Below are 22,074 nucleotides of genomic sequence, written 5' to 3'. Positions count from 1 at the left end.
CCCTGGGGTCATGACTGGTCAGAGACGAGCGCAGCAATGGCCGGCGCGAACATGGTGGACTTGATCGCGCCCAAAGTGCCGGGGTCCTTCGCGCCGATGGGAGCGACGAGTTCGATCGCTGCATCGAGGACCGCGCCTTCCGGGGCGGTCGCATCCACAAGGCCGCTGGCGTGCGCTTCGGTTCCACCGAAACGATGGCCGGTGGTCATGGCCTTGACCGCGGTCTGCGGGGTCAGCTTGGCCTGGATCAGCGCGGCCATCCCTGGTGTGAACGGAATGTGGATGTCGACCTCGGGGAAGCAATAGAACCCACGGTCGGATCGCATCACGCGGTAGTCGTGAGCCATTCCGAACATGGCGCCTGCTCCGAACGCGTGCCCTGCTACCGCGGCCACCGTCGGCAGCGGGAATGTCAGAATTCGGCTGAACAGCGCCTGCACCTTTCCGACATACCAATCCGTGCGGTCACCGTTGGCCATCAACCAGTCGAGGTCGAGGCCGTTGGAGTAGAACTTTCCGGTCGACGTGGTGACGAGGGCCTGCGACCCATGCTCTTGCACGTCGTCCAGGAGCCCGTTGACTGAGTCGAGCCACTCGGGAGAGAAGCGGTTCTCGTCGTTGCCGAGGTCGAGAACGGCGATCTTGTCCCGGTAGGTGAGTGTGGCAGTCATGAGGAGCCTTTCGTGTTGATTTCATGACGTTTCCCCATAGGTGGGGGGTCTAGGTCGAGAACGGCACGGACGGCCACTTCCAGGTGTCGGCGCATGGCGGTGTCAGGGCTCCGCCGACCGTGGAGAAGTAGTCCGGTGGGAAGCCCGACGACGCAGGATTCGATCACTTCTACTGCGCGACCGTCCTTGCGCCCCCACAGAGCCAGGGTCAACCGTGTGAACAGTTCGGTGAGAACGGAATCGAGGCGCGACAACTTGTCTGAAACCTCATCTGGAACATCCGCCCCAAGTAGTTCATCCCGGCGGACGGTGAGAAGAAATCGTGACGACTGCGGGAAGTGCTCGGCGAAGGCCGCCGGGCTGTCGGCCGCTGCGACGACCGCATCCACCGCGGCCGCCCTGCCATCCGCCGGAAGGCAGGCCAGCGCCTGCTCGACCGACTTCTGTTGGAGGTCGAGAAATCGGTGCGCAGCCCGTAACCAGGCACGCCCGACCAACCCGCCCCGCGAGCCGAAGGCGTGATAGATGGCGCCGTTGGACATCGCGGTTGCCCCGGCGACCGCGCGCAGCGTCACCGCGCTCGGTCCACCCTCCACAGCCAGCCTCTCGGCGGCATCGAGGGCGTCGTCGAGATCGTGGACGCGTGGTCTGGGCATGCACCGAACGATAGCAGATCAATCGTTCTATTACTCGTGAGTAAGTTCACAGGGCTCGATGTGTGCTCCAGCCGAGGACTCTTGTCGTCGAGTCGGACCACACCGAACGCTTTGCTGCTAACTTTCCAAGCGTGAGCGCCGAAGCAGCCTCCTTCGAGTTCGTACGCACAACACGCGAGCACTTCCCTCAACTGCAACGATGGCTCCGCGAACCACACGTGGCGCGGTTCTGGAACCACGACACCTCGGACGCGAGCATCGAGCGTGATTTCGGTGGCAGCATCGATGGCACCGAGCCCAGCGAGGACTTTCTCGTCCTGCGCCATGGAGCACCCTTCGGATTCATTCAGCGCTACCGGATCGCCGACTATCCCGAGGATCTCGGGATCCTCACGAAGCTCGTCGAGATCCCGCCGGGGTCCATCTCGATGGACTACTTCGTGGGCGACCGGCGAAACACCGGCCGGGGTCTCGGCACCGCGATGATCAGTTCCTTCGTCCGCAAGTGTCGCCTCGACTTACCCGACGCCACCTCGATCATCGTCCCCGTCGCCGTCCCGAACCAGGCGTCGTGGCGCGCACTCGAAAAGGCGGGGTTCCGGCGAGTCGGCGAGGGGTTCCTTCCACCGGACAATCCGATCGACGACGGCTCCCATTACCTCAACAGGTTCGATATTCGTTCGGCATGAGTGCCGGGTTGACTGCTAGACGTCAGAGCTCATCAAGAACATTCTCGCGCTGGATGGAGTTCGGCAATGCCGAGCATCGAGCGCGTATCCCATAGTAATTGGGATGCTGCGCAATATAATTGGGAAGTAGTCGGACACCGGAAAGCCGTCACTTCACCCGACCGCCACCTGGCTCCGTCCAAAAAAACCGGATGCCCCCGCCCTGCTCGTCTCAGGTGGCGGTGTCAGCTGAAGATGCCGCCCGCGCCCGAACCGCTGCCGGTCACCGAACCGAAGTCGAAGCACAGCGAGCCGAGACACCGTTCGATGCCGATCACCGACACCGTATCGTCGAATTGGTTGGTGACGTAGGCGCGGGTTCCGTCCGGGGTGATCGCCACCCCTACCGGGCCGTCCCCGACCGTGACGGTCGTGGCCACTGTGTTGGTGGTGGTATCGATCACCGACACCGACGCATCAAGGTCGTTGGTGAGGTAGGCGCGGGTTCCGTCCGGGGTGATCGCCACCCCCCGCGGGTTGCCCCCGACCGGGATGGGTGCGCCCACAACTGTGTTGGTGCCGGTATCCATTACCGACACCGTATCGTCGAATTGGTTGGTGATGTAGGCGCGGGTTCCGTTCGGGGTGATCGCCACCCCGGTCGGGCCGCCTCCGACCGTGACGGTCGTGGTCACCATGTTGGTGCCGGTGTCGATCACCGACACCGAACTGTCCATGAAGTTGGTGATGTACGCATCGGACCCGTCCGGGGTGATCGCCACCCCGCGCGGGAAGTCCCCGACCGTGACGGTCGTGGTCACCATGTTGGTGCCGGTGTCGATCACCGACACCGAATCATCATTACCGTTGGCGACGTAGGCGCGGGTTCCGTCCGGAGTTATCGCCACCCCCCGCGGGAAGTCCCCGACCGTGACGGTCGTGGTCACCATGTTGGTGCCGGTGTCGATCACCGACGCCGAATCGTCCAATAAGTTGGTGACGTAGGCGCGGGTTCCGTCCGGAGTGATCGCCACCCCGAACGGGCCGTTCCCGACCGTGACGGTCGTGGTCACCATGTTGGTGCCGGTGTCGATCACCGACACCGAATCGTCGTCAAAGTTGGTGGCGTAGGCGCGGGTTCCGTCCGGGCTGATCGCCACCTTCAATGGGAAGCCCCCGACGCCGATGGTGGCGATAACGGTGTCCGCTCCTGCGGTGCCGGCCCCCATTCCGGTCGCGCCGGCCACCATCAGTGCGGTAGCCGTCACCCCTAGCAGCAAACGTTGGATGCGCCCCCCGACCGTGAGGAGACCCCGAAAACTCCTGTGGCGATTCACATTTTTCTCCTACCTCGGAGGAACAAACGGATCAACCTTGCAGTCACGGTGGCCAAGGCCCGAATCCCGGACACATATCAGATATGACCGAGCAGTCGAACCGTTGCACGATGGCGCGCCAGGAATGTGCTGGGGCGGCCTGCCACCTCTCCACAGCGGGTGTCAGCTGAAGATGCTGCCCGCGCCCGAACCGCTGCCGGTCAGCGAACCGAAGTCGAAGCACAGCGAGCCGAGACACCGTTCGATACCGATCACTGACACCGTACTGTCGTCGAAGTTGGTGACATAGGCGCGGGACCCGTCCGGGGAGATCGCCACCCCGAACGGGAGGTCCCCGACAGGGACGGTCTTGACCACCGTATTGGTGGCAGTTTCGATCACCGACACCGAATCATCATCACCATTGGCGACGTAGGCGTGGGACCCGTCCGGGGTGACCTCCACCCCGAATGGACTGACCCCGACCGGGATGGGTTCGCCCACAACGGTGTTGGTGGCGGTCTCGATCACCGACACCGAATTGTCGCCTATGTTGGAGACGTAGACGCGGGATCCGTCCGGGCTGACCGCCACCCCACGCGGACCGCTCCCGACCGTCACGGTTTTGACCACGGTGTTCCCGGTGGTCTCGATCACCGACACCGAATTGTCAAGTCGGTTGGTGACGTAGGCGTGGGACCCATTCTGGGTGATCGCCACCTCACGCGGACTGCTCCCGACCGCGATGGGTCCGCCCATGATTGCGTTGGTGTCGGTGTCGATCACCGACACCTCGTCATCACCTCTGATGGTGACGTAGACGCGGGACCCATCCGGGGTGACCGCCACCCCGACCGGGCGGTCCCCGAGGTCGACGGTCTCGATGATGCTGTTCCCAGCGGTCTCGATCACCGACACCGAATCGTCGTCACGGTTGGCGACGTATGCGTGGGACCCATCCGGGGAGATCGCCACCCCGGTCGGGAAGTCCCCGACATCGAAGGTATCAACCACCATGTTTGTGCCGGCGTCGATCACCGACACCGAATCGTCCGATTGGTCGGTGACGTAGACGCGGGACCCGTCCGGGGTGACCGCCACCCCGACCGGGTTGTTCCCGACTTGGACGGTCGCGATGACGGTATCCGCGCCTGCTGCTCCCGCCCCCACACCGGCGATACCGAGCACCATGCCGAATACAGCCGTCACTCCGAGTACGAGACGATGGGTGCGCCCCCTGGCCGCGGGACAACCCCGAAGACTCCTGTGGTGATTCACATTTTTCTCCTGCCTAGAGGAACAAAACGGATCAACCTTGCAGCGAGACAGCCGGTGCCAGGACCCAACACCGGCCCATCGGAGGCTAACAGCCGAAATCTCGATTTCGCCTCAGGACTCGCCGGACCCCTCACGGCCACTACGCCATGCGAGGCATGTCCGAGCACTCGAACCGGTATGTGATACACCGAGATTGCGCTCGGGCGGTCTGCCACTTCTCCAGTGCGGGTGTCAGCTGAAGGTGCTGCCTGCGCCCGAACCGCTGCCGGTCAACGAACCGAAGTCGAAGCACAGCGAGCCGAGGCACTGGTCGATGGCGATCACCGACACCGTATCGCCATTTATGTTGGTGACATAGGCGTGTCTCCCATTCGGGGCGATCGCCACCCCGCGCGGACCGGCCCCAACCGGTACGGTCTCGATGACGGTGTTGGTGGCGGTCTCGATCACCGCCACCGAATCATCGTCACCGTTGACGACGTAGGCGCGCCTCCCGTTCGGGGTGATCGCCACCCCACGCGGACCGTCTCCCACCAGGATGGGTCCGCCCACGACGGTGTTGCTGTCGGTGTCGATCACCGACACCGAATCTCCAAGTCGGTTGGTGACGTAGGCCCGCTTCCCGTTCGGGCTGATCGCCACCCCACGCGGGTTGGTCCCGACCGGGATGGGTCCGCCCACGATTGTGTTGCTGTCGGTATCGATCACCGACACCGTGTCGTCGATGAAGTTGGTGACATAGGCGCGGGAGCCGTCCGGGGTGATCGCCACCTCACGCGGACTGTCCCCGACCGGGACCGTCGTGATCTGGCTGTTGCTGTCGGTGTCGATCACCGACACCGAATCATCGTTTCTGTTGGTGACATAGGCGAAGGATCCGTCCGGGGTGATCGCCACCCAGTGCGGAAAATCCCCGACCGCGATGGGTCCACCAACGATTGTGTTGGTGAAGGTGTCGATCACCGACACCGTGTCGCCAGTACCGTTGGCGACGTAGGCGCGGGAGCCGTCCGGGGTGATCGCCACCCCGAACGGCCTGTCCCCGACCGCGATGGGTCCACCCACGACGGTGTTGGTGGCGGTGTCGATCACCGACACCGAATCATCAGACCTGTTGGTGACGTATGCGCGGGAGCTGTCCGGGAGGACCGCCACCCCGACCGGGTTGTTCCCGACTGGGACGGTCGCGATGACGGTATCCGCCACCGCAGCCCCCGCCCCCACACCGGCGATACCGAGCACCATGCCGAATACGGCCGTCACCCCGAGCACGACACGACGGGTGCGCCCCCTGACCGTGGAACTACCGCGAAAGCTCCTGTGGTGAATCACATTTTTCTCCTGCCTAGAGGAACAAAACGGATCAACCTTGCAGCGAGACAACCGATGTCCGGACCCGACACCGGCCCATCGGAGGCTAACAGCCGAGATCTCGATTTCGCTTCAGGACTCGCCGCACTCCTCACGGCCACCTTCGCCATGCGAGGAATGATCGAGCCTCCGGACCGCCCTACACGTCAGGAGCGCGATCGGCATGCGTGCCGCAACGAACACAACAGGTGTTCGTGATCGTCGTACTCGTCCGCAGCGGGCTGAAGGACGCGTGGCGAAATCGCTCCGCTGGACGGCACCTCTTCCTAAGATCGACGCATGACAGCACAGCACGCGTCGGAAGAGGTCGTGGATTGGTCCAGGATCGAGAACCGGGCCCCGTCGGTAGCAGCACTATTCTTGGATCGGGTGGCGCAGTCACCGGGCCGCGAAGCCTTCCGCTACGTCGACCCGCAGGAGCCCGAACGTTGGCGCAGTATCACGTGGTCCGAAGTAGGCGACCGTGTGCTCAACCTCGCTGCCGGCCTCATCGCGCTCGGCGTGCAGGGCGAACAGCGGGTGGCGCTGGCCTCGTCCACCCGACACGAATGGGCGCTGGCCGATCTAGCCGTGATGTGTGCCGGCGCGGCCACCACCACGGTGTATCCGACCACCAAGGCCGATGACGTCGCCTTCATCATCGCCGACTCGAGCAGTCGCGTCGTCTTCGCCGAGGATGACAGTCAGCTGGACAAGCTGCGTGAACGGCGAGAAGAACTGGGCCACGTCGACAAGGTCGTGCTGATCGACGGCGATCCCGGCAACAATGACGGCTGGGTCATCACCTTCGAGCAATTGCAGGACCTCGGTGCCGAGCTGCTCGCCAAGGAGCCGGAAGCCGTACACCAGAGGATCGAGGCGATCAAGCCGGACGACCTGGCCACCTTGATCTACACCTCGGGAACCACGGGCAAACCGAAGGGAGTGCGTCTGTCGCACTCGGCGTGGACCTACGAAGTATCGGCGATCGACTCCACCGGCTTCCTCGACGCCGACGATCTTCAATACCTTTGGCTCCCGCTCGCGCACGTGTTCGGAAAGCTCTTGCTCACCCTTCCCCTGCAGATCGGTTTCGCGACCGCGATCGACGGTCGTGTCGACAAGATCGTCGAGAATCTCGCCGTGGTACGACCCACCTTCATGGGCGCAGCCCCCCGGATTTTCGAGAAGGCCTACGCGCGCATCGTTTCAATGGTGCGTGAGGAGGGGGGACCGAAGGAGAAGATCTTCGACTGGGCGGTCGGTGTCGGCCTCTCGGTGTCCAGGGCGAAACAGGCGGGCAAGACCCCATCGGTCTTCGATTCGATCCAGCGCACCGTGGCGGATCGACTGGTGTACCGCACTATCCGGGATCGCTTCGGGGGACGGCTGAAGTTCTTCATCTCCGGTTCGGCGGCACTCAACCGTGATGTGGCGCAATGGTTCGACTCAGTCGGCATCGTCATCCTGGAGGGCTACGGATTGTCCGAGACGAGTGCCGCGACGGTCGTCAACCGGCCGTCCGCGAACCAGTTCGGCACTGTCGGCTGGCCCGTTCCCGGCACCGAGATCCAGATCGCCGACGACGGCGAGGTTCTCATCAAGGGCCCGGGCGTCATGAGCGGCTACCACGAAAACCCTGAAGCCACAGCCGAAGCGATCACTGACGACGGCTGGTTCCGCACCGGTGACATCGGGGAGCTCGACGACAAGGGGTATCTGCGAATTACCGACCGCAAGAAGGACATGTTCAAGACGTCCAACGGCAAGTACGTGGCACCGTCGGCGATCGCGTCCACGTTCAAAGGCATTTGCCCCTACGTCGGAGAGATCATCGTCGACGGCGAAGGAAAGTCGTTCTGCGTCGCACTGGTCTCCCTCGATCCCGAAGCCATAGGGGAATGGGCGAAACAACATGGAATGGGAGACAAGCCACTCGCCGAAATCGCCAACGCTCAGCAAACCCGTAACCTGATCGGGGGCTACATCGAGGAACTCAACGCCACTCTGAACCGGTGGGAGCAGATCAAGAAGTTCCAAATCCTCGATCGGGAACTGACCATCGAGAACGGCGAGATCACACCGAGCATGAAACTCAAGCGCAAGGTCGTGATGAAAAACTTCTCCGACGCACTCGCGGGCCTCTACTCCTGATTTGACCCTCACGTGAGGTGAGGCTGCAGGCTGGAGGACGTGAGCGAAAAACATACGGTAGGCGTGGTCGCCAGGCTCGTCGGAGTGAGTGTGCGCACTCTGCACCATTACGACGAAATCGGCCTGGTGACGCCGTCTGGCCGTACACCGAGTGGGTACCGCAGCTATTCGGATGCAGACGTAGAGCGACTGCACCGGGTGTTGATGTACAGGGAACTCGGTTTCCCCCTAGAGGAGATCGCAGCCCTCCTCGACGACCCCGACGTCGATGCACTCGCGCATCTACGGCGGCAGCACGCACTGCTGCGTGAACGGATCGATCGCTTACATCAGATGGCTGCAGCCGTGGAGAAGATGATGGAGGCCAAGAGTATGGGCATCGCACTCACCCCCGAAGAGCAGCACGAGATCTTTGGTGACGACTGGCGCGGCGAGGAGTACTCAGCCGAGGCCGAGGAACGCTGGGGCGACAGCACCGCTTGGACGCAGTCACAGCAGCGCACAGCGAACATGAAGAAGCAGGACTGGCAGCGAATCAAGGACGAGACAGACGCACTCGAGGCGAAACTTGCGCATGCGATGGGCGAGGGCGTCGAACCGGGGTCCGATCGGGCCAACGCGCTGGCCGAGGAACATCGCGCCTGGGTCTCGAAGTTCTACGACTGCGACCACATGATGCAGGTGAACGTCGCCGAGATGTATGTCGCCGACGACCGCTTTCGCCGGCACTACGAGGAGGTCGCCCCGGGGCTTGCGCAGTACGTTCGGGACGTAATAGTCGCCAACGCCCAGCGGCAGTAGCCGGTCGACCAGTCCGTGCGGATGCCGGTCGGCGACGGCCGGCACTTCGGCGTATACGACTTCGGCCTTACATACCGAACCCCGAATTTTAGTGAACTAATAGACACAATCGCGGTGGCGTCCCTTCTATGCAGCTCTATGCAGCGCCACTATCCTGAACTCATGCCCACGGCACAGAGTCCCACCTTCCGTCAGTACGTCGGATACTCGTTCGGCCGCATTCTGCCCGAGTCGATGCAAGACTGGGTCCGCAAAGACCTGGTCGGTCCGGGTGCTTCGATGCGGTACCTCGCGCGGTTCATGCTTCCCGGCTCGGTGGCGCTACTGCTGTTCTTGCTCATCCCAGGTCCGGTGTGGGTTCCTCTCGCGATGATGGGCCTGTTGCTGATCCCGCTTCTCTACTTCGCGATCGCGCTGATGAACAACTACCGGCGCCACCGCTTGCTCATCCACGGACTGGATCCGGAATTGGTGAACGAGAGGGCAACGCGCCGAGCAAGTCGCACCCGCGAGGACTACGAGAAGCGTCACGGTCGCGCGCTGGAATAGCCGTCTGGCACCGGAGCGGCATTCTGGTATCGCGTTGCGGCAGGCGATACAGTCGAATTGTCTGAACTACCCGACAGTTGCTTCCGGAAGTCGGACCAATGAAACGCTTCGATCTTCGTCACCGGACCGATCAACTCGATCCCGAGACGCAGCATGAAGAGATATGCCGCATTCTCGGCACTCAGGAGTTTCCCTGGGACATCACTCAGGCTCTCAGCTTCGCGCTGTTCCGGACATACGCCGTACCCAGCATCGGGCGACTTCTGTTCGAAACCGGCGAATTCACGGGGCGCGTGCAGAAGCGGTACGACGACACCGCACTGATCCTCGACACCGTCCTCGAACACGGCATGGACAGCGGCCGTGGCCGTGCCGGGATCCGTCGGATGAACCAGATGCACGGCTCCTACGACATCTCCAACGACGACATGCGCTACGTTCTGTCGACGTTCGTCGTCACACCGGTCCGCTGGATAGACGACTTCGGCTGGCGGAAGCTCACCCGCAACGAGATCGTCGCCTCGACGAACTACTACCGGGCGCTGGGCAGCCACATGGGAATCAAACAGATTCCCGAAACCTTCGAGGCGTTCGAGAAGTTCCTCGACGATTACGAGCGCGAGCACTTCCTCTTCGACGAGGGCGCTCGCGCCGTCGCAGACTCCACCCTCGATCTACTCTGCACATTCCCGCCCAACAACTTCGCACCCGCCGCCCTGATCAAGCGATTCTCTCGGGCAATAATGGATGACGCGCTCCTCGACGCATTCGCCTATCCCCGCCCCTCCCCTCTCGTTCGGCGCCTGGCTCGCGGTGCGCTGAAGGCACGTGCACGGCTGATTCGCTTCTACCCGGTGCGCACCGTACCCAAGTTCGCCCGAGACCTTCCCAACATTCGCAGTTACCCGGCTGGGTACGAAGTGGAGAAACTGGGCACCTTCCCCAGAACGTGCCCGGTCAAGCACACCACCGGCACGGTAGCGCCAGAGAACACCTCATCCTGATCCTTTCGACTTGTTCATCGACGTAGAGAGCTGTGTTCGAATTGTTCTCGGACACACGGAGAATTGCAGGGGTAACTCGTCCATACTGCCGTATTGTTTCTGCGCGTAAAGACCGTCGAACGGAAGGGATTACGCGTGAACTTCTCTCGAGGGACCTTGACAATCGCCGCGCTGGCCGGAGCAACATCCATTGCTCTCGCACCCACCGCAACCGCCTCAACCACCTATGAGATCGATCCGCTCCCACTGATCGGAACCATCTACTCGAACAACTTGGTGACGCTCGGCGCGCTGGTCTTGCCCATCCCGGCAAACGGTGACGGAACCACGCCCGTGCTGCTCGAGATCACCGAACCTGATGGTGATGTGACCGAGCGAATCATCCCTCTGACCCTCGGACTCGGCACCGTGGCAACTGTGACCAACGAGCCAGGCCGGTACACCGCCGTCTTCACGTTCGACCCACCGGGCGGCCCCGAAGCCGAGGCGACACTGGAATTCGACGTCGTCCCGTCGCCATTTTCGGGAAGCAGCTGACCACCACACAATCGCTAGGTCCGGACAGCTCCGGTGCGCTCGGTGAGGAAGTGGGCGAAAATCCCGGAGACCGGACTTATCTGTACGCCACGTTGGCTCCGTGCTCAGCCTGAGCTCTCGTGAAGCCGTCGAATTCGAGCTGGTCGATCAGTCCTGACTTGGAGAACGACATCATCTCGAGGTACTGCTCGGCACTCAGCTCAGCCTGCCTGTTCCAGTCCGCGCTCAAACTGTCCACCGCATACGTCGCATCCTCGGTGGAGAAGCCTTCGAACTCGAGCTGGTCGATCAGTCCGGTGCGAGAGAAGGCCATGAAGTCGATGTACTGCTCGGCAGACCGGACGGCATTCCGCTGACTGGCACTGATCTGCGGCTCGGCCGGGGCGGGTGCGACTGCCGGTGCGGGCTCTGGTGGAGGTGCATGGTTCGTGCTGGACGCCGCTTCCTCCTCTTTACTGGGCGACGGTGCAGGAGCAGGCATCTCGTAGGTGGGGGTGGGCGTGCTCAGTGCAATCGTCAGAGCGGATTCCGGCGTTTCCGGCTCACCTTCCGTGTTCCCGCCACATGCGGTAAGCGTTAGGACACCGATGGCCAGGAAGGACGTAGCGAGTCGCAGCTTCATGCGCGAAGCATCCCACACGATCTCGGTTCACCATGGGAGTTCTATCCAAACGGTGGACAAGGATTGAGCAGAGTACCGCCGTTCACCATGTAGAAACGAATCCACTTGTCAACTGACGCAATCAATTCCGCATTCATCACGAAGGCGTGCCAGTATTTGCGATCGTGCTTCAACGTCGATCACAGCGATTCGACACCGACCTTATCCCACGCTCTGGGAATGTATTTCACTTGTGGTCGATGGAAATGGTTATGCTCGAATGGTTCTCGGACACACGAAAAGTTGCAACGGCCACGCGTCCATACTGCCGCTTTCGCTAGGCCAGGGAAGCTCCGGCACGACCGGTGAGGTAGTCGGCGAATGCCTTCGGCGGCCGGCCCGTGAGAGTCTCGACATCGCCGGTCACCTCGGCCAACTCGCCCGCCGCGATCGCCGCGTACGAGGTCACCCAACCTTCGACCTCGAACTCGGGCGCACCGAAGTGGGCGCGGGACGCGTACGCCTCATCGAGGGTCTCGTTCTCGAACCGCACCGGCCGACCAGTCACCCTGGTGATCGTTTCCGCTGCATCAGCAAGGGTGAACGCTTCGGGCCCGGTCAACCGATAGGTCCTGCCGTCGTGGTCGCCGTTACCGGTCGAGAGAACCGCAGCGGCCGCGTCGGCGACGTCGTCGGGCGCCACGGCGGAAACCCTGCCGTCGCCCGCTGGACCGCGGATGACGCCCTGATTGTCGATCATCAACGGGATCATCGACTGGTACCAGCTGTCTTGCAGGAATGTGAACTTCAACCCGCTCTTGCGGATGTGTTGTTCCGTGAAGTAGTGGTCGCGCCCGAACGTGAACGTGCACTCGGGTGCTGCGCCGAGAAACGATAGGTAGACGATCCGTTCCACCCCGGCTTCACGGGCGGCGTCGATCGCAGTGGCGTGATCTTCTCGCCGGGTGGCGCTCTCGTGTCCGGAGACGAGAAAAAGCAGTCGGACACCGCGCAATGCGGCCGACATCGCGGCTGCGTCCGCGTAGGTAGCGACGGCGAACGGTGAGTCGAAGTGCTCGGCCAGCGGCTCGAGTCGCTGCGCATTCCGCCCGATAAGGCGGACACCCGCACCCCCACCCAGCCTCTCGAGTACCTTGCCCCCGATCGAGCCCGTGGCCCCAGTCACTGCAATGGTCATGGCCCGCATTATCCCAGCGTCGTCACCTCTACCCTGGTCCGTATGACTGAACCCGTGGCAACCGCTGACCTGGCAGACGAAATCGGACCCGACATCCGGAGCTGCGATACGCAGTTCATCCAGTTCGGCGGGCGTGAGGTGTTCTCCGGACCCATCACGACCATCAAGTGTTTCCAGGACAATCTGCTGGTCAAGCAGACCCTCAGCGAACCAGGTAATGGTGGCGTCCTCGTGGTCGACGGCGACGCGAGCATCCACACAGCACTGGTCGGAGACATCATCGCCGGTCGTGGTGTCGACAACGGCTGGGCCGGGGTCATCGTGAATGGCGCAGTCCGCGACTCGGCGATCCTGAGAACCCTCGACATCGGCATCAAGGCGCTGGGCACAAACCCGCGTAAGAGCACGCAGACCGGCTCGGGCGAGAAGAACGTGCCGATCGAGATCGGCGGAGTGACGTTCAACCCGGGTGAGATCGTCTTCAGTGACCAGGACGGCGTCGTCGTTCGCTGATTCGTAGGTGCAGACGCCTTCGGGAGACCCCACTGGTGGAAGATAATCGACACGGCCTGTCATAGCTTTCGAGGAGGCAGTGATGTCGGACGAGATCCGGTCCAGGGTGGCCGACCTGATGCCCACGGCATGCGACGAACTCGCAACTCTGGTCGCCATGCGTTCGGTGGCCGATCCGAGGCAGTTCCCACCGGAGGAATGCACTCGCGCAGCCGAGTGGGTGAAAGACGCGTTCATCGCTGCAGGAGTCGGCCAGGTAGACCTGCTGTCGACCTCGGACGGTTCACTCGCGGTCATCGGGCACCAACCGGGACCTGAAGGTTCACCCACCGTTCTTCTATACTGCCACTACGATATTCAGCCTCCAGGAGATGAGACGCTCTGGCACACAGACCCTTTCACTCTCACCGAGCATGACGGACGCTGGTACGGGCGCGGCGCAGCCGACTGCAAGGGAAACGTCGTGATGCACCTGTTGGCGTTGCGTGCACTCGGCACTCCGCTGCCATTGGGTATCAGAATCGTCGCTGAAGGATCCGAGGAAACGGGAACCGGCGGCCTGGAGGACCTCGTCAGGGCAAGACCGGAACTGTTCGACGCAGACATGATTCTCATTGGCGACACCGGAAACGCCGAGGTCGGGAGTCCGACCGTCACTACCACGCTACGTGGATTGGTGAATGTCGTGGTGCATGTCGAGACCCTTGCCGGGGAGCTGCACTCCGGAATGTTCGGCGGTCCCGCCCCGGATGCGCTCGCCGCGCTCGTGCGAATTCTGGCGACCCTGCGGGACGAGGACGGCAACACCGTCGTCGACGGCCTGGAAAGCAACCAGACGTGGCCTGGGGCGGACTACCCCGACGCACAGTTCCGCAGCGACGCAGGTGTTCTGGACGGAGTCGGCCTGACCGGTTCGGGGTCGGTCGCTGACTCCGTGTGGGCACGACCGACCCTGACGATCCTCGGCATGGACTGCCCACCCGTGGTCGGATCTGCGGCCGCCATCTCGCCGCGCGCGTCGGCTCGGCTGAATCTTCGTGTGCCACCCGGCATGGATCCGTACAAGGCGCAGGACGCGCTCGCAGCGCATCTGGAGAACGCCGCTCCGTGGGGCGCACGGGTGACGGTGGAACGCGAGGCGATCGGTTCGCCGTTCCGGGCCTACACGGACGGTCCCGGTTACGCCGCTCTCGGCGCGGCGATGGAAGATGCATTCGGAAAGAAACTCGGACACGTCGGGCACGGCGGATCGATCCCGCTGTGCAACGCCTTGTCCGCCGTGGTACCGAACGCCGAGATCGCTCTGATCGGGGTGGAGGAGCCACGCTGCCTCATCCACGCGCCCAACGAAAGTGTCGATCCGAGCGAGATCGAGAACCTTGCGGTCGCCGAAGCGCTGTTCTTGCAGCGATACGCGAGAGCCGACCGTCAGTGCTGAGAACGCACTCGCGCAGTCATCCCACCGATTTTCACGACATCGCCGTCTCGTAACTGCCGGCCCCGCCGCACCTCGATCTCGTCGTTCACCGACACCAGCCCGTCGGCGATGACCTCCTTTGCCTCGGCCCCCGACTCGATGAGGTTCGCGAGCTTGAGAAACTGACCGAGACGGATGGATTCGTCGCGAATCGGCACGCTGTCATAGCTGTCTGACATGCCTCCATCTTCCTACTCCACCCAAATCGCGTCTTCACGGCTCACACTGAACACTGGAAAGTGACCCAGTGATCGGTACACCTCTCGCGCCGGGAAGGAAACGCTCGATGGCAGCTAGCACCGAGACACACCACAAGTCCGAGGCCGGGACCGACGCAAAGACCGTCGGCGCCACGGCACGGACTCGGCCCGTTCCGAAATCGAAGAACGGATACTTGCACCAGGTTCCTCACATCGCGGGGCTGATCCTGGGTGTCTTCTCGGTGCTGCTGTTCCTGTGGAGTCTCTCTCCCGTCCTGCGCTACTACATCAATGCGCCGCGGGACTACTTCGACACCTACTACTTCGACGCTCCCGACACGAGCTTGTCCTGGGCTCTCGTAGTCGGTCTGCTCGCGGCGGCGCTGGCCAGCCGCAAACGCATCGCGTGGTGGCTGCTGACTCTCTACCTGGTGTCGTTCATGGCGCTCAACGTCGTGGTGGCAATCACGGATCGCGATCCGAACGCGGTCGTAGCAGCGGCCGTCCAATTGGCGGTCGTCGGAATCCTCGTGGCCGCACGGTCGGAGTTCTACACCCGTGTCCGGCGAGGCGCCGGTTGGAAGGCGCTGGGCGTGCTGCTCGCCGGTCTCGTGGTCGGTACCGTTATCGGCTGGGCGCTCGTCGTACTGTTCCCAGGCACGCTGGAGGCGGACGATCACTTCTTGTGGGCGTTCAACCGGGTTACCGCGCTGGCCTCGATCGACAATACGCAATTCGCCGGGCAACCCAACGGCTTCGTCAACACACTCCTCGGCCTGTTCGGTGCGGTCGCACTCCTCGCAGCCGTCATCACTCTGTTCCGGGCCCAACGCTCACAGAACGCACTCACCGGAAACGACGAGTCGGCACTTCGTGGGCTCCTCCAGCAGTACGGTGTCGACGACTCTCTCGGCTACTTCTCCACGCGTCGCGACAAGGCTGTGGTCTTCGCGCCAAGTGGAAAGGCTGCCATCACCTACCGCGTCGAGATCGGCGTCTGCCTCGCCAGCGGCGATCCGATCGGGGACCCCGAGGCCTGGCCCCAGGCGATCGAGGCCTGGCAAGCTCTCGCCTCCCGATACGGTTGGGCCACCGCCGTGATGGGCGCCGGCGAAGCCGGTGCCACCGCCTACGCCAAGGCCGGCTTGACCGTGCTCCAACTCGGCGACGAAGCAATCCTGCGGCCGCGCGAATTCACTCTCAACGGACGCGACATGCGGCAGGTGCGGCAGGCAGTCACCAGGGCACGTCGCCAAGAGGTCATCGTCCGGATCAGGCGGCACCGCGACGTGCCCCGCGAGGAGATGGCCCAGATCATCCGGCTTGCGGACACCTGGCGCGACACCGAAAACGAGCGCGGCTTCTCGATGGCGCTCGGCCGCCTCGGAGACCGTCTCGACGGCGACTGCCTGCTGGTACAGGCAATCACCGCAGACAACCAGACTGTCGGCATCCTGTCACTGGTCCCCTGGGGCCCGACGGGTGTCTCACTCGATTTGATGCGCCGTAAACCGACGGCACCCAACGGAGTGATCGAACTGATGGTGACCGAACTCGCTGCCACCTCAGAACAATTCGGCATCAACAGGGTGTCGCTGAACTTCGCGGTGTTCCGCTCGGTGTTCGAGGAAGGCTCCCGAATCGGGGCAGGCCCCATCCTGCGGATATGGCGTTCGATTCTCATCTTCTTCTCCCGGTGGTGGCAGTTGGAGGCGCTGTATCGGTCCAACGTGAAGTACCAACCGGAATGGGTGCCACGCTATCTGTGCTTCGAAGACAACCGCGAACTGCTGCGCGTCGGATTCGCGTCGGCCATAGCAGAGGGTTTCGTAACCCTGCCTCGCTTCGGCGGCTCCGGAACCCGAGGTGCCATCGCACACACAGGCACTCGTTCAGCGGTCCCTGCGGCAGTCGTCGCAGCGGAGGGACTGCGCGCGGATGGCAGCGCACCCTATCCCAATGAGGTAGTCAGGCCACCGGTGTCAGGCCCGAAGCGTCCCGAACAGGTACGCGTACGGCTCGACAAACTCGAGGCCCTCACCGAGAAGGGCATCGACCCGTACCCTGTCGCCTATCCGCCCACCCATTCGGTGGCAGCGGCGGCCAAGTCCCCCGAAGGTACGACAGTTCGCATTGCCGGCCGTTTGCTCAGGATCCGCGATTACGGCGGTGTGGTGTTCGTGGTCATTCGGGACTGGTCGGGAGACATTCAGGTCCTCGTCGACGAGGCGAGGGTCGGTACCGACCGCATCCGGGCTTTCAACACCGAGTTCGATCTCGGCGATCTGGTCGAGGTGGCCGGTGTCATCGGATACAGTCGCCGGGGCGTGCTGTCACTACTCGCGAATGACTGGCGAATGACCGGCAAGTGCCTGCACCCGCTACCCGACAAGTGGAAGGGATTGTCGGACCCTGAGACTCGCGTGCGGCATCGGTACATCGACTTCGCGATCAACGTCAAAGCCCGACGCCTCCTAGAGGCCCGGAGCGCAATCGTGAAGTCGCTGCGCGACTCGCTCGGCAATCGCGGGTTCCTCGAGGTGGAGACCCCGATCCTGCAGCAGGCGCACGGAGGCGCCAACGCGGCACCGTTCCAGACCCACATCAACGCCTACAACCTGGACCTCTACCTACGCATCGCGCCAGAGTTGTACCTCAAGCGGCTATGTGTGGCGGGCATAGAGAAAGTGTTCGAGATCGGCCGAGTATTTCGCAACGAGGGCGTCGACTACAAGCACAATCCCGAATTCACTATCCTCGAGGCGTACGAGGCACACAGCGACTACGAGAAGATGATGGTGCTGTGCCGAGAACTCATCCAAGCAGCAGCAAGGGCCGTGTATGGACGCGAGATCGCCAAACGGCCGGGACCGGGCGGCACACTGGTCGAGATGGACATCTCCGGTGAGTGGCCGGTGAAGACCATGCACCAGGCCATTGCGGAGAAGATCGACGCCGATGTCTCACCCACGACCGAGCTCGCCGAACTGCAACGTCTGTGCGACGAACACGAAATCCCGTACCAGTCCACCTGGGACGCCGGGGAAGTCGCGCACGAGATGTACGAGCATCTGGTCGAGGTCCACACCGAATTCCCCACTTTCTACACGAACTTCCCGATTTCGATATCGCCGCTGACGCGTCCTCACCCGACCATTCCCGGTGTCGCGGCCAAATGGGACCTCGTGGCGTGGGGCATCGAACTCGGCACGGCCTACAGCGAGTTGACTGATCCAGTGGATCAGCGCCGCCGGCTCACCGAGCAGTCGGCGCTCGCTGCGGGCGGTGACGAAGAGGCGATGGACCTCGACGAGGATTTCCTCGAGGCCCTCGAACACGCCATGCCTCCGACTGGCGGACTCGGCATAGGAGTCGATCGGGTGGTCATGCTCATCACCGGCGGCAGCATCCGAGAATCCCTCGCCTTCCCGCTTGCCAAACCGAGGCAATAACCTCACTGCCATTTTGTGAAGGGTGGTTCCACGTGAAACGTCCAGGGGAAATAGTCGGGGGCGTACATGTGGTGGTCGACGGCGCGGGGCCACCGGTCGTTCTCTGCGGCGGACTGGGCGGAAATTGGTTCGACTGGGACGGTGTCGTGGCAGACCTTTCCTGTGACCACCGAGTCATCCGGATCGAGCGCCCCGGCTACGGCCTGAGTCCGGCATCGAACGAACCGCGGACTGTCTGGGGCGAGGCTCGGCGGATAACGAACGTGCTTGCCGAACTCGACATCACCGAACCGGCGATCGTCGTAGGTCACTCCCTGGCCGAGGTCTATGCCGAGGCATTCGCCCGTCTGTACCCCGGGCAGACCTCGGCCGTGCTGTTACTCGATGCGAGCGTGCCGAAACGGAAGCGCCGGTTCGTGCCGACACCGTTGCGGGTCGAGATCGGCAGGCGGATCGCTCACACCGCCAGCCAGGTGGGTCTTCAGCGCACAATCGGCCCGGGTTTGTACCGCCTGTTCAATCAATCGACACCACCCGGCGGGATACCACCGTCCATGCAGGCATGGATCGACCAAGTCGTGCACCAGCCCGCCTACCTCGAGGCTTCGATCGTGGAAAACTCGTCGTGGCCTGCACTCTGTCACCAACTCATCGGATTGCGTGAAGGGACGATGCTCTCGGCGCCGGTCGTCGTCGCGGCCGCCGACTCAGGTAACCGGACACTTTGGATGTGGGTGTGGATCAGGGCGCAACAACGCTTTGCTGAGTTCCTCGGCGCCGATTTCCAGGTGGTACGTCCGGCAAGACACCACGCCATGATCGACCAACCCGGCCAGGTCGCAGCGCTGGTACGGGGGCTGTCGGGGTGATGCGCACCGCGCCGGATACGCCGTGGCAAGGTGTTCGACGTGCAACTGCTACTGATCCGCCACGCGCTGCCTGAACTGGTCACCACATCCGATGGGCACGCCGACCCTGCGCTGACCGAGGAGGGGCATGCACAGGCCGCGCGCCTGCCGGCCGCACTGGCCCCGTATCAGATCGCACGGATCGCGAGCAGTCCGCAGCGGAGAGCCATCGAGACCGCGGCTCCTCTCGCCGAGGCACTGAACCTTCCGGTCACCGAGCACGTAGGGCTCGCCGAATACGACTACGGCCTCGGCGTCTACATCCCGTTCCACGAGGCGCAGGCACGCGCACCTGAGGCGTTTGCCCGCATCCGTGCCGGACAATTCCCTGAGTTCGTCGATTCCGAATCGTTTCGGACCCGGGTGTTCGACGCGATCGGCAAAGTCATAGACGAAGCCGACCACGAGGACACCGTCGCGGTGATCGCCCATGGCGGCGTCATCAACGTCTACCTTCAGGAGTTGCTCGGACTCGACCGACCGTTGGTGTTCCCGATCGAGTACGTGTCGGTGACCAGGGTGCTCATCTCACGCACCGGTGAGCGCCGAGTCGCATCGGTCAATGAGACCGGGCACGTGCGAGACATGCTGCGTCGCTGAACGATCGCCTGTCCCTTTCGGAAACCGCGAAGTCGGCTACGACTGCCCGAGGCGGGCCCCGAACCACTCCAAGGTCTGGGACCAGGCTCCGGCAGCCGCGCCGGGGTTGAACACGGCCGGACGGTCGTCGCAGTTGAAGCCGTGGTCTGCGTCGGGATATCGCACGATTTCGGTGGCCACCGCCGCCTTCGCTGAAGCCTTGCGCAACTCCTCGACCTGCTCGACGGGAATTCCCTTGTCTCGGTCGCCGAACAAGCCCAGCCACGGGGTCTTCAGGTCGGCCGCGGCATCGAGCATCGCCGGATAACCGAAGCGGCCCTCGGCGATGCCGCCGCCATAGAACGTGGCCGCCGCTCCGAGTTCACGCCGCACTGCGGTGTGGAAGGCGACGGTGCCGCCCATGCAGAACCCCACGATCGCCGTGTCGAGGGGACCGATCGAGACCGCCGACAGCGCCTCGGCGGCGGCGTCGACGTCCTCGTCGATGGCCGTGGCCTCCAGCTTGCCCATCAACGGCATGGCCGTTTCGAGGTCGTCGTACGCCACCACCGGGTCACCGCTCCGATGGAACAGGTGGGGTGCGACAGCGTGATACCCGGCGGCTGCGAACCGACGACAGACATCGACAATGTGCTCGGTGACGCCGAACGCCTCCTGGATGACAATGACGCCCCCGCGAACCGGACCATCCGGCGTAATGCTGGTCAGTGGTGTGGTCACGGAATCCAACGTACGCGGATTCGTCAGATCGCCTTCAGCGCTCTCCTCTCCATCGGCATCTTGGGCAGTGGGCAATCACGGTCAGCACCTAATGCGCCGCCGACACCGACCGGGTCGAGCAGAATGCACTGGTCCTGGTTCGTGAGTACTTCGGCGAGTCCTGAGGCGAAATCGTGATTTCGGTTGTTAGCCTCCGATGGGCTGGTGCTGAGGTCCGGCCGCCGCCCATAGCCGCTGCAAGGTTGATCCGTTTTGTTCTTCTGTGGCAGGAGAGAAATGTGAATCACCACAGTAGTTTCCGCAGGTATCCCATGTTTCGGGCACGCGTTCGGCGTGTGGTTTTCGGGCTGACGGCCATCGTCGCGATGGTGCTGGGTATGGCCGGGATGGGAGCGAGCACCGCGGCGGCGGACACCGTCATCGCCACAATCCCGGCCGGGACCGCTCCGCTGGGGGTGGCGATCACCCCGGACGGATCCTTCGCCTACGTCACCAACGGTGGTGCCGGCACCGTGTCGGTGATCGACACCGCCACCAACAACGAGATCACCACCGTCCCGGTCGGGGACTCCCCATTCGGGGTGGCGATCACCCCGGACGGATCCTTCGCCTACGTCGCCAACCGTGGTCCCGGCACCGTGTCGGTGATCGACACCGCCACCAACACGGTCGTGGGCGCACCCATCCCGGTCGGGGAGATCCCGTCCGGCGTGGCGATCACCCCCAACGGATCCTTCGCCTACGTCACCAACAGTGGTTCCGGCACCGTGTCGGTGATCGACACCGCCACCAACAACGAGATCACCACCGTCCCAGTCTTGGGCATCCCGGCCGGGGTGGCGATCACACCAGACGGATCCTTCGCCTACGTCACCAACTTTGTTGCCGCCAGCGAAGTGTCGGTGATCGACACCGCCACCAACACGGTCGTGGGCGCACCCATCCGGGTCGGGGCCGATCCGGCCGGGGTGGCGATCACCCCGGACGGATCCTTCGCCTACGTCGCCAACAACAATCCCGGCACCGTGTCGGTGATCGACACCGCCACCAACACGGTCGTGGGCGCACCCATCCAGATCGGCCCCGACCCGTTCTGGGTGGCGATCACCCCGGATGGATCTCGTGTCTACGTCGTCGACGACACCGCCGACGAAGTGTCGGTGATCGACACCGCCACGAACATGGTGATCGAGACCATCGCGGTCGGGGCCGCCCCGCGGGGGGTGGCGATCACCCCAGACGGAACCCGCGCCTACGTCACCAACTATGACGACAACACGGTGTCGGCGATCGCCATCGACCAGTGCCTCGGCTCGCTGTGCCTCGACCTCGGTTCGCTCACCGGAGCAGCTCCGGTGCGGGCAGCGTCTTCAGCTGACACCCCCACCGTTTAACCGGATGACGCCGCCACCCTCACAGTG

At 63.3% G+C, this 22,074-nt stretch carries 22 protein-coding genes; 12 read left to right on the top strand and 10 right to left on the bottom strand.

The genetic code is table 11. The features are described from left to right. Positions 1-8 precede the first annotated feature (8 nt). Both AB0I57_RS10485 and AB0I57_RS10480 read right to left on the bottom strand, forming a co-directional pair. Entirely contained in the window at positions 9-671 is a 663-nt protein-coding gene (locus AB0I57_RS10485; RefSeq protein ID WP_358333954.1) for an enoyl-CoA hydratase-related protein, read from the bottom strand. Next, positions 668-1,327, bottom strand: coding sequence for a helix-turn-helix domain-containing protein (locus tag AB0I57_RS10480; protein ID WP_358333951.1), 660 nt, complete (start codon positions 1,325-1,327; stop codon positions 668-670). The genes AB0I57_RS10485 and AB0I57_RS10480 overlap by 4 nt, the downstream gene beginning before the upstream one ends. A 131-nt stretch (positions 1,328-1,458) precedes the next feature. Here AB0I57_RS10480 and AB0I57_RS10475 point away from each other — a divergent pair, with 131 nt between their 5' ends. Continuing rightward, entirely contained in the window at positions 1,459-2,016 is a 558-nt protein-coding gene (locus AB0I57_RS10475) for a GNAT family N-acetyltransferase (RefSeq protein ID WP_358333948.1), read from the top strand. Between the two features lie 224 nt (positions 2,017-2,240). Here the strand turns inward: AB0I57_RS10475 and AB0I57_RS10470 are convergent, their stop codons facing one another. The 3 genes from AB0I57_RS10470 to AB0I57_RS10460 all read right to left on the bottom strand — a co-directional run bounded on the left by AB0I57_RS10470 (position 2,241) and on the right by AB0I57_RS10460 (position 5,921). Beyond that, positions 2,241-3,332 (bottom strand): YncE family protein, encoded by a 1,092-nt coding sequence (locus tag AB0I57_RS10470; protein WP_358333945.1) that lies wholly within the window; start codon positions 3,330-3,332, stop codon positions 2,241-2,243. Positions 3,333-3,494: 162 nt separating this feature from the next. Next, positions 3,495-4,589: a beta-propeller fold lactonase family protein gene (locus AB0I57_RS10465; RefSeq protein ID WP_358333942.1), complete on the bottom strand. Its 1,095-nt coding sequence runs from the start codon at positions 4,587-4,589 to the stop codon at positions 3,495-3,497. A gap of 231 nt (positions 4,590-4,820) precedes the next feature. Further along, the gene (locus AB0I57_RS10460) at positions 4,821-5,921 is read right to left on the bottom strand and encodes a YncE family protein (RefSeq protein WP_358333939.1); all 1,101 of its coding nucleotides are present in this window, start codon (positions 5,919-5,921) and stop codon (positions 4,821-4,823) included. A gap of 318 nt (positions 5,922-6,239) precedes the next feature. Between AB0I57_RS10460 and AB0I57_RS10455 the strand changes: the two genes are divergently transcribed. The 5 genes from AB0I57_RS10455 to AB0I57_RS10435 all read left to right on the top strand — a co-directional run bounded on the left by AB0I57_RS10455 (position 6,240) and on the right by AB0I57_RS10435 (position 10,984). Further along, positions 6,240-8,093 (top strand): long-chain fatty acid--CoA ligase, encoded by a 1,854-nt coding sequence (locus AB0I57_RS10455; protein ID WP_358333936.1) that lies wholly within the window; start codon positions 6,240-6,242, stop codon positions 8,091-8,093. Between the two features lie 39 nt (positions 8,094-8,132). Then, complete coding sequence (locus AB0I57_RS10450; protein WP_358333933.1) at positions 8,133-8,894, top strand: MerR family transcriptional regulator; 762 nt, start codon at positions 8,133-8,135, stop codon at positions 8,892-8,894. Positions 8,895-9,056: 162 nt separating this feature from the next. Continuing rightward, positions 9,057-9,443 (top strand): DUF5313 family protein, encoded by a 387-nt coding sequence (locus tag AB0I57_RS10445; RefSeq protein ID WP_358333930.1) that lies wholly within the window; start codon positions 9,057-9,059, stop codon positions 9,441-9,443. Between the two features lie 98 nt (positions 9,444-9,541). Beyond that, the gene (locus AB0I57_RS10440) at positions 9,542-10,447 is read left to right on the top strand and encodes an oxygenase MpaB family protein (RefSeq protein ID WP_358333927.1); all 906 of its coding nucleotides are present in this window, start codon (positions 9,542-9,544) and stop codon (positions 10,445-10,447) included. Between the two features lie 135 nt (positions 10,448-10,582). Beyond that, the gene (locus AB0I57_RS10435; protein WP_358333924.1) at positions 10,583-10,984 is read left to right on the top strand and encodes a hypothetical protein; all 402 of its coding nucleotides are present in this window, start codon (positions 10,583-10,585) and stop codon (positions 10,982-10,984) included. A 76-nt stretch (positions 10,985-11,060) separates the two neighbouring features. Here AB0I57_RS10435 and AB0I57_RS10430 read toward each other — a convergent pair whose 3' ends face one another. Together AB0I57_RS10430 and AB0I57_RS10425 are read right to left on the bottom strand one after the other, a co-directional pair. Beyond that, a complete protein-coding gene (locus tag AB0I57_RS10430) occupies positions 11,061-11,606 on the bottom strand; it encodes an Ltp family lipoprotein (RefSeq protein WP_358333921.1) in 546 nt (181 codons plus the stop codon). A 316-nt stretch (positions 11,607-11,922) separates the two neighbouring features. Continuing rightward, the gene (locus tag AB0I57_RS10425; protein WP_358333918.1) at positions 11,923-12,783 is read right to left on the bottom strand and encodes an NAD(P)H-binding protein; all 861 of its coding nucleotides are present in this window, start codon (positions 12,781-12,783) and stop codon (positions 11,923-11,925) included. A gap of 42 nt (positions 12,784-12,825) precedes the next feature. Between AB0I57_RS10425 and rraA the strand changes: the two genes are divergently transcribed. Both rraA and AB0I57_RS10415 read left to right on the top strand, forming a co-directional pair. Further along, positions 12,826-13,296: a ribonuclease E activity regulator RraA gene (gene rraA, locus AB0I57_RS10420; protein ID WP_358333915.1), complete on the top strand. Its 471-nt coding sequence runs from the start codon at positions 12,826-12,828 to the stop codon at positions 13,294-13,296. An 82-nt stretch (positions 13,297-13,378) separates the two neighbouring features. Continuing rightward, entirely contained in the window at positions 13,379-14,734 is a 1,356-nt protein-coding gene (locus AB0I57_RS10415; protein ID WP_358333913.1) for a dipeptidase, read from the top strand. On the opposite strand, the gene AB0I57_RS10410 is transcribed toward AB0I57_RS10415, so the two are convergent. Beyond that, positions 14,725-14,952: an RNA-binding S4 domain-containing protein gene (locus tag AB0I57_RS10410; RefSeq protein ID WP_358333910.1), complete on the bottom strand. Its 228-nt coding sequence runs from the start codon at positions 14,950-14,952 to the stop codon at positions 14,725-14,727. The genes AB0I57_RS10415 and AB0I57_RS10410 overlap by 10 nt on opposite strands. A gap of 107 nt (positions 14,953-15,059) precedes the next feature. Here AB0I57_RS10410 and lysX point away from each other — a divergent pair, with 107 nt between their 5' ends. The 3 genes from lysX to AB0I57_RS10395 are packed head-to-tail and all read left to right on the top strand — an operon-like array spanning position 15,060 to position 19,933. Then, on the top strand, positions 15,060-18,425 hold the full coding sequence (gene lysX, locus AB0I57_RS10405; protein ID WP_358333907.1) for a bifunctional lysylphosphatidylglycerol synthetase/lysine--tRNA ligase LysX: 3,366 nt from the start codon (positions 15,060-15,062) through the stop codon (positions 18,423-18,425). 32 nt (positions 18,426-18,457) lie between these two features. Then, positions 18,458-19,294: an alpha/beta hydrolase gene (locus tag AB0I57_RS10400; protein ID WP_358333905.1), complete on the top strand. Its 837-nt coding sequence runs from the start codon at positions 18,458-18,460 to the stop codon at positions 19,292-19,294. A gap of 39 nt (positions 19,295-19,333) precedes the next feature. Further along, the gene (locus tag AB0I57_RS10395) at positions 19,334-19,933 is read left to right on the top strand and encodes a histidine phosphatase family protein (protein ID WP_358333902.1); all 600 of its coding nucleotides are present in this window, start codon (positions 19,334-19,336) and stop codon (positions 19,931-19,933) included. Between the two features lie 36 nt (positions 19,934-19,969). On the opposite strand, the gene AB0I57_RS10390 is transcribed toward AB0I57_RS10395, so the two are convergent. Beyond that, positions 19,970-20,653, bottom strand: coding sequence for a dienelactone hydrolase family protein (locus AB0I57_RS10390; RefSeq protein ID WP_358333899.1), 684 nt, complete (start codon positions 20,651-20,653; stop codon positions 19,970-19,972). A gap of 23 nt (positions 20,654-20,676) precedes the next feature. Continuing rightward, a complete protein-coding gene (locus tag AB0I57_RS10385) occupies positions 20,677-20,943 on the bottom strand; it encodes a hypothetical protein (protein ID WP_358333896.1) in 267 nt (88 codons plus the stop codon). On the opposite strand from AB0I57_RS10385, the gene AB0I57_RS10380 reads away from it, so the two are divergent. After that, positions 20,932-22,047: a beta-propeller fold lactonase family protein gene (locus AB0I57_RS10380; protein WP_358333893.1), complete on the top strand. Its 1,116-nt coding sequence runs from the start codon at positions 20,932-20,934 to the stop codon at positions 22,045-22,047. The genes AB0I57_RS10385 and AB0I57_RS10380 overlap by 12 nt on opposite strands. Positions 22,048-22,074 lie beyond the last annotated feature (27 nt).

Source organism: Rhodococcus sp. NPDC049939 (genome assembly GCF_040656415.1).
GTDB lineage: Bacteria > Actinomycetota > Actinomycetes > Mycobacteriales > Mycobacteriaceae > Rhodococcus_F.
Note: the sequence above shows the minus strand (reverse complement) of the source record. Positions and strands in the feature narration are given on the sequence as shown.

Bases quoted from the DNA above. Each gene is read 5' to 3' on its own strand.
- AB0I57_RS10415 (WP_358333913.1), top strand. From the start codon at position 13,379: ATGTCGGACGAGATCCGGTCCAGGGTGGCCGACCTGATGCCCACGGCA.
- AB0I57_RS10445 (WP_358333930.1), top strand. From the start codon at position 9,057: ATGCCCACGGCACAGAGTCCCACCTTCCGTCAGTACGTCGGATACTCG.
- AB0I57_RS10455 (WP_358333936.1), top strand. From the start codon at position 6,240: ATGACAGCACAGCACGCGTCGGAAGAGGTCGTGGATTGGTCCAGGATC.
- rraA (WP_358333915.1), top strand. From the start codon at position 12,826: ATGACTGAACCCGTGGCAACCGCTGACCTGGCAGACGAAATCGGACCC.
- AB0I57_RS10440 (WP_358333927.1), top strand. From the start codon at position 9,542: ATGAAACGCTTCGATCTTCGTCACCGGACCGATCAACTCGATCCCGAG.
- AB0I57_RS10430 (WP_358333921.1), bottom strand. From the start codon at position 11,606: ATGAAGCTGCGACTCGCTACGTCCTTCCTGGCCATCGGTGTCCTAACG.
- AB0I57_RS10410 (WP_358333910.1), bottom strand. From the start codon at position 14,952: ATGTCAGACAGCTATGACAGCGTGCCGATTCGCGACGAATCCATCCGT.
- AB0I57_RS10425 (WP_358333918.1), bottom strand. From the start codon at position 12,783: ATGACCATTGCAGTGACTGGGGCCACGGGCTCGATCGGGGGCAAGGTA.
- lysX (WP_358333907.1), top strand. From the start codon at position 15,060: ATGGCAGCTAGCACCGAGACACACCACAAGTCCGAGGCCGGGACCGAC.
- AB0I57_RS10485 (WP_358333954.1), bottom strand. From the start codon at position 671: ATGACTGCCACACTCACCTACCGGGACAAGATCGCCGTTCTCGACCTC.
- AB0I57_RS10480 (WP_358333951.1), bottom strand. From the start codon at position 1,327: ATGCCCAGACCACGCGTCCACGATCTCGACGACGCCCTCGATGCCGCC.